The 14,009-nt window shown below is 40.9% G+C and carries 10 protein-coding genes; 6 read left to right on the top strand and 4 right to left on the bottom strand.

Annotation, left to right across the window (positions count from 1 at the left end; translation table 11 throughout):
- Window positions 1-74: 74 nt before the first annotated feature.
- Complete coding sequence (gene glmS, locus HC728_RS03200) at window positions 75-1,907, bottom strand: glutamine--fructose-6-phosphate transaminase (isomerizing) (RefSeq protein WP_012533456.1); 1,833 nt, start codon at window positions 1,905-1,907, stop codon at window positions 75-77.
- A gap of 92 nt (window positions 1,908-1,999) precedes the next feature.
- Complete coding sequence (locus HC728_RS03195) at window positions 2,000-2,761, bottom strand: DeoR/GlpR family DNA-binding transcription regulator (RefSeq protein ID WP_012533066.1); 762 nt, start codon at window positions 2,759-2,761, stop codon at window positions 2,000-2,002.
- A gap of 226 nt (window positions 2,762-2,987) precedes the next feature.
- Between HC728_RS03195 and HC728_RS03190 the strand changes: the two genes are divergently transcribed.
- The 4 genes from HC728_RS03190 to HC728_RS03175 all read left to right on the top strand — a co-directional run bounded on the left by HC728_RS03190 (window position 2,988) and on the right by HC728_RS03175 (window position 6,531).
- Window positions 2,988-3,617 carry a response regulator transcription factor gene (locus HC728_RS03190; protein WP_012533773.1) on the top strand — a complete coding sequence of 210 codons (630 nt, stop codon included), beginning with the start codon at window positions 2,988-2,990 and terminating at the stop codon, window positions 3,615-3,617.
- A gap of 124 nt (window positions 3,618-3,741) precedes the next feature.
- The gene (locus HC728_RS03185) at window positions 3,742-4,365 is read left to right on the top strand and encodes a MarC family protein (protein WP_017020190.1); all 624 of its coding nucleotides are present in this window, start codon (window positions 3,742-3,744) and stop codon (window positions 4,363-4,365) included.
- 184 nt (window positions 4,366-4,549) lie between these two features.
- A complete protein-coding gene (locus HC728_RS03180) occupies window positions 4,550-4,816 on the top strand; it encodes a DUF4212 domain-containing protein (RefSeq protein WP_011262767.1) in 267 nt (88 codons plus the stop codon).
- Between the two features lie 11 nt (window positions 4,817-4,827).
- Window positions 4,828-6,531 (top strand): sodium:solute symporter family protein, encoded by a 1,704-nt coding sequence (locus HC728_RS03175; RefSeq protein WP_017020189.1) that lies wholly within the window; start codon window positions 4,828-4,830, stop codon window positions 6,529-6,531.
- Window positions 6,532-6,604: 73 nt separating this feature from the next.
- Here HC728_RS03175 and HC728_RS03170 read toward each other — a convergent pair whose 3' ends face one another.
- Window positions 6,605-10,045 carry a PAS domain-containing hybrid sensor histidine kinase/response regulator gene (locus HC728_RS03170; RefSeq protein ID WP_017020188.1) on the bottom strand — a complete coding sequence of 1,147 codons (3,441 nt, stop codon included), beginning with the start codon at window positions 10,043-10,045 and terminating at the stop codon, window positions 6,605-6,607.
- A 119-nt stretch (window positions 10,046-10,164) separates the two neighbouring features.
- Window positions 10,165-11,307 carry a 3-phenylpropionate MFS transporter gene (locus tag HC728_RS03165; protein ID WP_065597699.1) on the bottom strand — a complete coding sequence of 381 codons (1,143 nt, stop codon included), beginning with the start codon at window positions 11,305-11,307 and terminating at the stop codon, window positions 10,165-10,167.
- Window positions 11,308-11,512: 205 nt separating this feature from the next.
- Between HC728_RS03165 and HC728_RS03160 the strand changes: the two genes are divergently transcribed.
- Together HC728_RS03160 and HC728_RS03155 are read left to right on the top strand one after the other, a co-directional pair.
- Complete coding sequence (locus HC728_RS03160) at window positions 11,513-13,345, top strand: putative nucleotidyltransferase substrate binding domain-containing protein (protein ID WP_065597700.1); 1,833 nt, start codon at window positions 11,513-11,515, stop codon at window positions 13,343-13,345.
- A 3-nt stretch (window positions 13,346-13,348) separates the two neighbouring features.
- Window positions 13,349-13,990 carry a 3'-5' exonuclease gene (locus HC728_RS03155; RefSeq protein ID WP_017020185.1) on the top strand — a complete coding sequence of 214 codons (642 nt, stop codon included), beginning with the start codon at window positions 13,349-13,351 and terminating at the stop codon, window positions 13,988-13,990.
- Window positions 13,991-14,009: the final 19 nt, after the last annotated feature.

Below are 14,009 nucleotides of genomic sequence, written 5' to 3'. Positions count from 1 at the left end.
CAGTTTCAAACTTTAATGTCACAGTTCCAAACTTTAATGTCTACCGACACTGCCATTTTTGTAAGAAGCTTTCTCTACTCCACCGTCACCGCTTTAGCTAAGTTACGAGGCTGATCGACATCCGTTCCTTTGATTAATGCAACATGGTACGAAAGCAGCTGCATCGGAATGGTGTAGTAAATTGGGGCAGTAATATCACTCACATGAGGCATGGTAATGATCTTCATGCTTTCATCCGCTTCAAAGCCCGCTTGCTCATCAGCAAATACATACAATAAGCCACCACGAGCACGCACTTCTTCTACGTTTGATTTTAGCTTCTCTAATAAATCATTCGTAGGCGCTACCACCACCACTGGCATTTCGGCATCAATAAGCGCTAGTGGACCATGCTTTAACTCACCTGCTGCATACGCTTCAGCATGAATATAAGAAATTTCTTTTAACTTCAAAGACGCTTCAACAGCAATTGGATAAAACTCCCCACGACCTAAAAATAATGTGTGATGTTTATCTGCAAAATCTGGGGCTAACGCTTCAATCTCTTTATCAAATGATAATGCTTGTTCAATTTGAGCCGGCAACGCATGCAGCGCTTCAACAATCTCTTTTTCTTTCTCTTTTGAAATACGATTTTGTTGTTTACCTAATGCCGTTACCAACATAAGTAATGCAGCAAGCTGAGTCGTAAATGCTTTGGTTGACGCGACACCAATTTCAGTTCCTGCTCGTGTCATAAAGGCAAAATCTGACTCACGAACCAATGAAGAACCCGCCACGTTACATACCGTCATAGCCCCCATGTAGCCACGTTCTTTAGCTAAGCGAAGCGCGGCTAACGTATCCGCCGTTTCACCTGATTGAGATAACGTAATTAATAAACTATTTGGACGAGTTACAAATTTGCGGTAACGGAATTCAGAAGCAATTTCCACATCACAACTAACGCCAGCTAATGACTCAAACCAATAGCGTGCAGTCATCCCTGCATTGTAAGACGTACCACAAGCAATAATTTGTACGTGTTCAACTTTATTTAAAATCTCAACCGCATTTACACCAATACTTTCTGTTACAACAGAATCATTAGTAATGCGCCCTTCCATCGTATTAATTAACGCTTTTGGCTGCTCAAAAACTTCTTTTTGCATGAAGTGACGATATTGTCCTTTATCACCCGCATCATGCTCTGCATTTGATTCCGTAATGGCACGCTCAACCTGCTCACCACAAGCATCGAATACACGAATCTCACGACGAGTAATCTCAGCGACATCCCCTTCTTCAAGATACATAAAGCGACGAGTTACATTCAATAGCGCCAGTTGATCAGACGCTAAAAAGTTTTCACCAACACCACAACCAATAACAATTGGACTGCCAGATCGAGCAACAACCAAACGTTCTGGTTCACGACGATCCATCACTACTGTACCGTAAGCACCTTCTAATTGAGTTGCTGTTTTCTGAACTGCTTCAAGCAATGAGTCAGACGAACGCAATTCCCATTCAACTAAATGAGCAATCACTTCGGTATCGGTTTGAGATTCAAAAATATAGCCACGCTCTTGTAATAAAGTACGTAATGACTCGTGATTCTCAATAATACCGTTGTGAACCAGAGTAATGTCCCCTGATACGTGTGGGTGTGCGTTCACTTCTGATGGTTCACCATGTGTAGCCCAACGTGTATGAGCGATACCTGTACCACCAACAACATGCGCAGTTTCAACCGCATCAGCAAGTTCTTTTACCTTACCTAAACGACGAATACGCGTGTAATTATGCTCAGCATCAACAACGGCAACTCCAGCAGAGTCATAACCGCGATACTCTAAACGACGCAGGCCTTCAACTAAGATCTCAGCAACATCTCTTTGTGCTACCGCACCAACAATCCCACACATGGCGACACTCCATTATTCTAAATATATAAATTTTTTACTTTTAACCGTAACTCGACAGCAATAAAAACAACGGTTAAAACGAAACGTAATAGTTAAGCTCTAATCACTTTTACGTTGTGTGATTCAATTTTTTGCTGCTGCTCTGGGCTTAAATCATTATTAGTGATCAGCACATCAATGCTTTCCCATGGCAACTCTACATTCGGGATTTTTCGACCAATTTTTTCTGATTCAACCATCAAAATGACCTCACGAGCGACTTCTGACATCACTCGGCTTAAACCAACAAGCTCATTGAACGTTGTGGTTCCTCGCTCTAAATCAATCCCATCCGCACCAATAAACAACTGATCAAAATCATAGGATCGTAATACCGATTCAGCCACTTTTCCCTGAAACGAATCAGAGTGACTATCCCATGTTCCCCCCGTCATTAATAAGGTTGGTTCGTTTTCAATCTCTTGTAATGCATTCGCAACAGGCAATGAGTTTGTCATCACAACTAACCCATTTCGTTTCGACAACTGATTAATTAATGCAGCGGTTGTACTACCACTATCAATAATGATCCGATTATGATCTTTAATCAGTTCCACTGCTGCCATTGCGATAGATAACTTTCGATTCGAAACTTCTTCACAGTTATCTTCTTGAATGATATTTGACGGCATCAAAACAGCACCACCATACTTACGCATCAGTAACCCATTCTTCTCTAACTCAGTTAAGTCTTTCCTAATGGTAACTTCAGATATATCAAATAAGTCTGATAAATGTTCTACGCTCACTTCACCTTGTTCAGTTAATAAAGAAAGGATCATATGACGGCGTTGTTTTGTATTTCTTTTTGACATAAAAAACCCGATAAGTTTCGATCTGAAAGAAGTTTAGTTTCGTTTTATTTGATTGTCTAGCCCTTCAAATTAATTCGTTTTAAATATTAAGATCCTTATAAAAATGCGATTCAGTGCTTTAGAGATAATGAGTTAGAGAGGCAGCGCAGATTTTAGCGACTAAAAATTGCTCAAAACACAAGAGGATGTTAATTTTATTTTATAACTTATAAGGAATCTTGTAGCCATGGACGACAACTACACTATTATCATTGCAGACGATCACCCCTTATTTCGCAATGCACTTTTTCAATCTATCCACATGGCAATCAGTGGTGCAAATCTACTAGAAGCTGATTCATTAGAGGCGTTATTAAAAGTATTAGAGAAAGAACCAGAACCTGATTTACTGCTCTTAGACTTAAAAATGCCTGGTAGTAATGGCATGTCAGGCTTAATCCAATTACGCTCTCAATATCCTGATTTACCCATTGTGGTTGTGTCAGCGAGTGAAGAAGCAAGCATTGTCTCTCAAGTTAAAACCCATGGAGCATTCGGTTTTATTCCGAAATCCAGTGACATGAAGTCGCTTATCGGGGCGCTTAATCAAATTTTAGCGGGGGATTCTTATTTTCCTGTAGGAGCAATTAAAAACTCAGCGGCTTGCGATGATTTAGCGACAAAAATAGCTGCGCTAACGCCTCAGCAATATAAAGTGCTCGGAATGTTGTCAGATGGGTTGCTCAATAAACAAATTGCGTATGATTTAGAAGTATCAGAAGCCACAATAAAAGCACACATGACAGCAATATTTAGAAAATTAGGAGTGAAGAATCGCACTCAAGCCGTCATTCTTTTACAACAAACGGAAAGTTAACCAAGATATAACACTCTAGACGCTAAAATAAATTAAACTCTCCTTTACGCTATACCAATCAATATGACTTCACATCATTGATTGGTATTCCATCCCTCTGTGTAACCTAACCTCTGGGAGAATCATGATAAGTATCCTCGTAACTCAATTTGTTGTTCTTTGGGCCGTAATTGACCCTATTGGTTCAGTTCCTGTCTACCTTTCACAAACTCAACACCTTTCAGCTAAGCAACGTAAACTGGTTGCCCTAAAAGCCGTTGCTATCGCCACTTTAGTTTTGCTCTTTTTCCTCATTGTTGGTCAATTATTATTAGAAGCAATGCAAATCCCATTACCGGCTTTTCAGGTTGCGGGTGGTTTAGTGCTATTAATTTTTGCTCTCACGATGATCTTTGGCGAAAGTAAACCAGAGCAAGAACAAAAAATGAGTGAAGAAATGAGTCATTCGGATCTTGCTGATCTTGCCGTATACCCTCTTGCTATTCCATCTATCGCTTCTCCGGGCGCTATGATGGCTATCGTTATGCTGACCGATAATTCTCGTTATTCCCTGCTTGATCAATCCATCACAGCTGGTGTCATGCTCGTTGTTCTATTGATAACGTTAGGTTTATTACTTGGAGCTACATTTATTCAAAAAGTCATTGGTAATGTTGGATCCGCTATTATTAGTCGAGTCATGGGGTTAATTTTGGCTGCTGTGGCTGTAAATAACTTACTGATAGGAATTAAAGATTTCTATTTTTAATCGTTAGACCTTGGTATTAATTAACACTGTATTAACATTAAAAATTCAATAACCACTTCACATAAAACGCTCATATTTTGGGCGTTTTTCTTTATCCGCTCGACTAAAGTTGCACTGTTTTCCTTTTATTCCGCTGCTAACCTCTTCCTTGTTACAAACTTTTAACATAAAAAAGGAGCTGGCTATGGCGTTTGAAACACAAGAACAAGCACAAGCCTACTGGAAAGAAAATTTGGGGATCATGGGCAGCTTGCTTGCGATTTGGTTCTTAGTCTCGTACGGCGCAGGGATATTATTTGTTGATGCACTTAATACCGTTCAATTTGGTGGATTCAAATTGGGGTTCTGGTTTGCTCAACAAGGTTCAATTTATACCTTTGTGGCACTGATCTTTATCTACGTTGCACGCATGAATGCGCTAGATAAAAAATACAACGTACAGGAAGACTAAGAGGAATTATCATGGGTATCCAAACTTGGACGTTTATACTAGTCGGTATTACCTTTGCGCTCTATATAGGGATTGCGATTTGGGCTCGCGCCGGATCAACCAGTGAGTTTTATGTTGCTGGTGGCGGGGTTCATCCTGTTGCTAATGGCATGGCTACGGCAGCCGATTGGATGTCGGCAGCTTCATTTATTTCAATGGCAGGTATCATTTCCTTTGTTGGTTATGATGGTGCTGTATATCTTATGGGTTGGACTGGCGGTTATGTACTGCTCGCTCTCTGTCTTGCTCCTTATCTACGAAAGTTTGGTAAATTTACCGTGCCAGATTTTATCGGTGAACGTTACTACTCCAAAACCGCTCGTATGGTTGCAGTATTCTGTGCCATCTTTGTTTCTTTCACTTACGTGGCAGGGCAAATGCGTGGTGTAGGTGTTGTGTTCTCTCGATTCCTAGAAGTAGATATAAACATCGGTATTATTATCGGTATGGGTATCGTGTTTTTCTATGCGGTACTGGGTGGTATGAAAGGCATCACTTATACGCAGGTAGCTCAATTCTGTGTCCTCATTTTCGCCTTCCTTGTTCCAGCAGTATTCACTTCAATCATGATGACAGGTAACGTATTCCCACAAATTGGTATGGGATCAACGGTTACTGGCTCTGAAGTCTACTTATTAGATAAGTTGGATGGATTAACCACTGAACTCGGATTTACCCCATATACTGACGGCTCTAAAAGCATGGTTGATGTCTTCTTTATCTGTGCGGCACTAATGGTGGGTACGGCTGGACTTCCTCATGTAATTATCCGCTTCTTCACGGTACCTCGTGTTAAAGATGCACGTATCTCTGCGGGTTGGGCGTTACTGTTTATCTCATTCTTATACACCACAGCACCTGCGGTAGCCGCGTTTGCTCGTGTAAATATGATTGAAACTATTAATGGTCCAGATAGCCAAGGGGTTGCTGCGGCTGATGCACCAAGCTGGTATAAAAACTGGGAAGACACAGGCCTTGTTGGTTGGGATGATAAAAATGGCGATGGCAAAATGTTTTACTCTGGTGATGAACGTAATGAAATGGACATCAACCGAGATATCATCGTACTGGCGTCACCTGAACTAGCAAGTTTACCAAACTGGGTTGTGGCACTATTAGCTGCGGGTGGCTTAGCCGCTGCATTATCAACGGCTGCCGGCCTACTACTGGTAATCTCGACGTCTATCTCTCATGATTTATTGAAGAAAGGCTTTAAGCCTAACATGACCGATAAACAAGAACTGCTCGCCGCCAGATTGGCTGCCATCGTTGCTATTGTTGGTGCTGGTTATTTAGGGATTAACCCACCAGGCTTTGTGGCACAAGTAGTTGCCTTCTCCTTTGGGTTAGCCGCTGCGTCTTTCTTCCCTGCGATTATCTTAGGTATTTTCTATAAGAAGATGAATAAGGAAGGGGCGATTGCCGGTATGATTTCTGGTGTTACCTTTACTACGGCTTATATTGTTTACTTTAAGTTCATTAACCCTGCTGCAAGCACACCTGATAACTGGTGGTTTGGTATCAGCCCAGAAGGGATTGGTACACTAGGTATGTGTGTGAACTTCATTGTTTCAATTGCAGTAAACAAAGTGACAGCAGAAGTGCCTAAAGATGTGCAGGACCTTGTGGAATCAATTCGTTTTCCTAAAGGTGCAGGCGAAGCGCACGACCACTAATAACAAGCCAATAATGACTTAAATGAATAAGGGAGTAAGCAAGTGCTCCCTTCTTTTTTATTAAAAATATAAACTAAGATCTAACATGACGGTTCAACACTGCTCTTAATTTCAATGGTTTTACTGGCTTTGAAATAAACCCAAACCCATTACTTTTAATGCTATCCAGCAATTCTTCGGTCTTATCTGCACTGATCATCACCCCTTCAAACTGATTGCCTAAACGCAAACGACATTGTTGTAATACCTCTAATCCTGTTCTGTCGTTATCTAATCGATAATCAGAAAAAATCACATCTGGAATCCAATCACCTTCCAAACAATACAAGCTACCAAATAGATCCGTTGCGGTTTTCACTTCACAACCCCAACGAGAAATCAGAGACTCCATACCAACAAGAATATCAGGCTCATTATCAACACATAGTACTCGTACTCCACTTAGTGGTAATTCAAGCTTTGGGGTTACCGTAGGCATTTTACTCTCAACCAGAACACCTCTCTCAAGTGTCACCGAAAATACCGACCCTTTATCAAGCCATGAACGCAGTGAAATCGTATGCCCTAATACATGAGAAATGCCACGAGCAATCGCTAACCCCAAACCTAACCCTTGATCTGCTCGGCTTTGATCGACTCGAGTAAACTCATCAAAAATCGCTTGCTGTTTCTCTTCTGGAATACCGATACCATTATCCCAAACATCAATTCGGATTTGGTCTCCTACTCGCCTTGCTCCGAGCACCACTTTACCTTGAGGGTTATATCGAAACGCATTAGTTAAAAAGTTTTGCACCACTCGACGTAACAATTTTGAATCTGACTCCACCACAACATCAGAATGAATCACAGAAAAATCAATACTCTGCTGCTTGGCTAAAGCCCCAAATTCCGCTTCTAAATTAGAAAATAATGCTCCTAATGAAAAACCTTGAATGTGCGTTTCTAACTTACCCGCTTCCAAGCGAGAGATATCAAGTAAGTCTCCAATTAACTCCTCAGCAGCTCCTAATGCACTTTCTATGTGTCCAGATATTTTTTGTGTTTCTTGATCTTTTGCGACTTCATTTAATGACGAAGCAAACAGACGAGCCGCATTCAATGGCTGCATTAAATCGTGGCTTACCGCTGCAAGCAGACGTGTTTTTGATTGAGAAGCCAACTCCGCACTTTGGGTTGCACCAACCAAACGCTGATTTAATTTTTCTAATTCTTTGGTTCGCTCATGCACTCGTGATTCAAGAGTCTCATTGGTTTCTTTTAGCGCTTTTTCTGCCTGTCTAAAGACGGTGATATCGGTAAAACTCATTACAAATCCACCATTGGGCATCGGGTTTCCCTGAACCTCGATAACTTGCCCATCAGCTCGAACACGAGAAGATACATGGCGAGTTCGCCTCTCCAAATGCTCTACTCGACGCTTTACGTGCATTTCAGGATCACCCGGCCCACATAACCCTTGCTCAGCATTGTGGCGGATCACATCAGCTATTGGTCTACCCACTTGAATTAACCCCGGTGGGAAAGTAAATAACTCTAAGTAACGTTGGTTCCATGCCACTAATTTCATCTGCTTATCAACCACAGCGATCCCTTGGCTAATATGCTCAATCGCCCCTTGCAATAAACCACGGCTAAAATCATACAACTCAGAAGCTTCATCAACGATAGTTGCCACCTCCTCCAACTGCATATTGCGACCCTGAAGTGCCGAAGTTAATACTAAACGAGAAGAAGAAGCACCAAATACACCCGCCAAAACACGCTCGGTATGACGAATTAACGCAGAGCTAGCTTGCTGTTGTGGTTGTAATGTTTCACCTTGTTGATTCGAGAATTGACGAAAGGCTTTTTGTGCACGTCTACGCCCAACAAACCGCGAAGCTAACATTTCTAATTCACCCACCGTCACGCGAGTTTGATACACACTCACATCTTCATTTTCAGGCAATGGAGCACCAACAAAAGAAGCGGCTTGTAAGCGCTCACTCAATGATGCTCTGGTCACTAAAGAAACCAAAATAAAGAGAATAGAGTTTAAACCAAGACTAAGCATCATCCCCCAATCCGATGTCATCACACCCTGCGATTGCAACCATTCAGGAGGAGTGATGACCCACAGCAAAAAGTTATTTTCAGCACTGCCTGCAAGCATTTGAGTTTGGCTCATTAGTGTGATTAACCACACTAAAAAACCAATAATTAAACCAGCATATACGCCTTTTCTATTTCCTTGTCGCCAGTACAAACCACCGATTAATGCTGGAGCAAATTGCGCGATAGCAGCAAACGCCAATAACCCAATAACGGATAACGAATCGATAGAATCGAGAGCTTGATAAAACCCCCATGCTCCCAATAACAGAAGCAAAATGAGTGCTCGACGAATAGAAACAAGTAAATGAGAGAAATGACTAAAAGTACGTGATGTCGTTTTTACTTTACGTAATAGCAAAGGCAACACCAGATCATTTGAGACCATAATAGCCAATGCGATGGTTGATACAATCACCATTCCACTGGCGGCGGAAGTCCCTCCGACAAAGGCGAGTAACGCCATATTCTCTGCACCAACAGAGAGCGGAACGCTAATAACAAAACTATCACTAACCCCACCAGAGAGCAGTGCTTGTCCTGCCCAAGAAATAGGTAAAACAAACAAACCAATTAAGACTAAATAACTCGGAAATACCCAACGAGCGGTTCTTAAATCCTGCGCTTGTTCATTCTCTACGACTGTAGTGTGAAACTGACGCGGCAAACAAACTATCGCCGCCATAGTTAAAATCGTATGAAATAAAAGCGTGATGACATTTGGAGATTGATACGTTTCTTTGGCAATAGAGAACAAATCAACCTTAGGTTCAGAGTAAGCCAAATACAAAATAAACACGCCAACCATTAAAAAAGCAACGAGCTTAACGATCGATTCAAAGGCTACCGCCATCATCAAACCACGGTGATGCTCTGTAGTATCAATGTGTCGAGTTCCAAATAGGATTGTAAAAATCGCGAGCGCTGCACCAACAAACCAAGAGATATGCCCATCTTGATACCCAAAGTCTTGCGCTAAATTAGGCGCGACCAGATCGAGCCCCATGGTGATCCCTCGCAATTGCAAGGCGATATAAGGAAGAATCCCGATGACGGCAATGATGGTTATAACCCCAGCAAGACCTTGCGATTTTCCATAACGGGCTGCAATAAAATCAGCGATTGAAGTGATGTGCTCACGCTTGGCAATCAAAATAATACGAGCCAAAAAACGCCATGCAAAAACAAAAACAAAAATAGGAGCAAGATAAATAGGAAGAAAAGACCACGGATTATTAGTGGCTTGGCCTACGGTGCCATAAAAGGTCCATGAGGTGCAGTAAACAGCAATTGAAAGGCTATAAATCCATGGGCGGTATTGAGCTAACCACCCTTTTTGACGATCACCATACCAGGCAATTAAAAATAATAATCCTAAATACGCCAGCGAAACTGGCACCACAATCCATCCTTGTGTCATCACTCATCCTTGGTGAGACCATTCTAGCGATATAAAAAACGCCAGAAGGTGCATTTATTCTGTAGCACCATTCTAGCGTTTAATTATTGCTTCGTTTTTATACAAACTGACAAATGTGATTAAGACTTCACTTTATCGAGTTTAATCAACAAAGCGAATACCCCCATCGCTGCCATCAACCAGAATATATTCGCTCCCCACGCTTCATACCCCCAACCACTTAAGGTTGTCATTAATGCGATGAATGCACCAAGCGGAATCGCATTATATAACGCCTGTAATGCCACCATTTTATTTTGTGGGAATTTTTGAATATATTGAATCGCAGCAAGGTGAGCCATTGCGAACGTCACGCCATGTAAGGCTTGCACTAATACCAAAGCAAATAATTCTGTCGTTGCGGCAGTTAAACCCCAACGAACCACAACACCAATAGCAGCAACTTTAAATAAGGTTGATGTTTTCCAACCTGCAAATAATTGCTTACTAAACGCAAATATCATCACTTCAGCAACAACACCTAAGCTCCATAAATAACCAATGGTACTTTCTTGGTAACCAGATTCTTTCCAATAAATTGAACTAAAACTGTAATACGCTGCATGACTACCTTGAATTAATGCCACCAACACAATGAATTTCACAATTGGTGCTTCAGTTAATAGAGCTAATAATTTTGGTCGTTCATTATCTTCATCTGATACCGATACTGGCATTGGATTAGGATTTCGCATCACTAACACTAACGCCGCTAAAATACCGGCAATCGCCGTGTAGACGATCATATCGGTACCAAAACCCGATACCAAATAACCAACAACAGTAGAACCAGCAATAAAACTAACAGAGCCCCACAAACGCGTACGCCCATAATCTAATAAGTTATTTTTCGCGTAATAGTTAGTCATCGCATCAGATAACGGAACCGCTGGACCACAGGATAAATTGAATAAAACAGTAACGATAGCAAGCCACCAAAAGCTCGCCCCATTAACTAAAAAGAGAGCAAGGGCAATCAAAGAAGCTAAGGTTAATAATCGCAACGCAGGTACTATGTGTTCAACGCGATGCAACCTTGGTGTAATCACCAAATTAGCAACACAACGAGTTGCAAAGCCTAACCCAATAAGAACACCAATATCTCCGGCAGAAACACCTTGTTCTTCAAACCATAACGCCCAAAAAGGTAAATAAACCCCATAAGCAAAAAAGAATCCGCCAAAGTATTGAGAGATCCAAGCAAAAGGTGAAACCCGTAACATGATGATGTCCAAAAGGAAGTAAAAAGAGGCGGTTATTATGGCATCGTATTGATTTATAAAAAGGGAAAATAGAACAGAAGAAAAATGCACCTTTTAAAATGTGACTTTGGTTTCATATTCATGTTAATGCCCTAGACTAAAGTCGTCTTCATTCTTGCTCACTTTTTCATGAAAATAAGGGAAATTGCTGACTAAGGATGGGGCCATGCCAAATGACATTAACTTTTCACTTGCTCCGTTTAACCGACTAACTTCAGAGCAACAAGAAATAATCACAAAAAGTACGGATATTGCTTACTTTCGAGTAGGCGATACGATTATTCACGAAGGTCAAACGTCAGACAATCTCTTCATCATAATGAAAGGATCCGTTGAAGAGCGCTCAGATACCAGTGGGGAAATTTATGCCCACTACACCCATGACGATATTTTTGATGTGCGCTCTCAATTTGAACATCAAGTAAAACACAGTTATATCGCTCTAGAAGATACCCTTTGTCACCTGCTTCCTACTCAACTTTTTCTTAATTTATACAATGAAAATCAAGCCTTTTCTGACTACTTCAATAGCAACCTAGCGAAACGAAAAGCCTTACTTACTCAAGCTCATCAGCAACAGAACTTGGCCGAATTTATTCTCACAAAAGTCGATGATGAAACCACTCAACAATGCCTTGTCGTCGATAGGAATACTCCTTTACAACAAGTCACTCAACTTCTGAAAGACAATAACATGGATGCGTTATTTGTTGAGTTAAACCAATATGATACTCGTCACCAAGAAACTCAAAGCGATTTACCTTTTGGTATCGTCACTCGCACAGATTTATTGCACGCCATTATGATTGATGGATATGCAGCAAACCACCCTGTAGGTGCGATTGCAACTTACCCAGTTGTACATATTCAACAACAAGATTATTTGTTTAATGCCATGATGCTAATGACACGCCACCACGTAAAAAGAGTTGCAGTACTAAATAAAAACAAACTGGTTGGTATGCTGGATATGACGCAAGTGCTAAGCCTATTTTCAACTCACTCACATGTTCTTACCTTAAGAATTGCTCGCGCCGAACATATTGATGAGCTTGTCTTAGCAGCAAATACTCAAACTCAACTCGTAGAGACCTTAATCAGTAACGGCATTCGAACGCGTTTCATTATGGAGCTTATTTCAACGGTAAATGAACAGATCATCGAAAAAGCATTTAGCCTAGTGGTACCCAAAAGCTTACATGATCATTGCTGTCTGATTGTGATGGGATCAGAAGGTCGAGGTGAGCAAATTTTGAAAACCGATCAAGATAATGCACTTATCATAAAAAATGGTCTTGAATGGCATAACTTGCCCGAATTAATGAACCAATTTACGCATACCTTACTGCAACTCGGTTATCCATTGTGCAAGGGAAATGTGATGGTCAGTAACCCTCTTTGGGTAAAAACAGAACATCAATGGGAGAAACATATTCAGAAACTGTGTGTCGAACCAAACACTGATAATATGATGAATCTCGCTATTTTCTCAGATGCTCAAGCTGTTGCTGGAAATCAAACGCTACTCTCTCCACTCAAACAAACATTGATATCCAAACTCAAAGAGAATGAGATTGCTCTCAGTACTTTTACTCGCCCTGCTTTGCAATTTCATGTGCCATTAACCCTATTTGGAAATATCAAAATAAAAAAAGAAGGCATCGATATTAAGCAAGGAGGTATATTCCCTATCGTTCATGGAATTAGAGCGCTATCTTTAGAGCAAGGAATTGAAGAAACAAACACGTTTAAACGTATCGATTCACTACGCAAACACAACATATTAGAGCACTCCACAGCAGATAATTTAAGTGAAGCACTAAAACTGTTTTTTAAGTGGCGTTTGCGCCATCAATTACAAGAAAAAACAGCGATTCCAAGTAACCATATTCATATTGACCGTCTCGACCGTACTGAGCGAGACCTCTTACGCCACAGCTTACACATAGTAAAAAAATTCAAAGAATGGCTTGGTTATCATTACCAGATAAGGGATTAAACGATGAATTATTTACAACGATTATGGTGGCAATATAAGTTACGTTCTCATAAAAACGTATCTCTTTTTCATCATTATTCTGGCGATGAGCTGGTGTCTATTGATTGTGAAACAACAAGCCTAAATCCTAGCCATGCCGAATTGGTTTCTATTGCTGCTATCAAGATTAAAAATAACCGAGTGTTAACCAGTCAGACTATTCATTTAAAGCTGACGCCACCACAGAGCCTAAACTCCGATTCAATTAAAATACACCAACTAAGACATCAAGATCTCCACCATGGACTATCGGAACAACAAGCGATGACTCAATTGCTTGAATTTATCGGTAATCGCCCTATTGTTGGATACCATATTCGCTATGACAAAAAAATTTTAGATCGAGCCTGCTTGCGTCATTTTTCTCACCCTTTGCCCAATTCACTGATTGAAGTTAGCCATATCTACCATAATAAATTGGAGCGACTGCTACCCAATGCGTATTACGATTTAAGTATTGAAGCTATCTCCAAACATTTAGGGCTCCCCCACACGGAGAGGCATGATGCACTTGAAGATGCGATAGCTGCTGCACTTATTTATGTTCGTTTAACCCATGGAGACTTCCCTGAGATCCCCTCAAGCAAAAACGCCCATAGTTACTGATCTGTGTCTCAAAAAACGA

The sequence above is a fragment of the Aliivibrio sp. S10_S31 genome, from assembly GCF_014694495.1.
In the GTDB taxonomy this organism is placed as follows: domain Bacteria; phylum Pseudomonadota; class Gammaproteobacteria; order Enterobacterales; family Vibrionaceae; genus Aliivibrio; species Aliivibrio fischeri.
The sequence above is the reverse complement of the archived record's forward strand: the minus strand, read 5'-3'. Positions and strand labels throughout refer to the sequence as shown.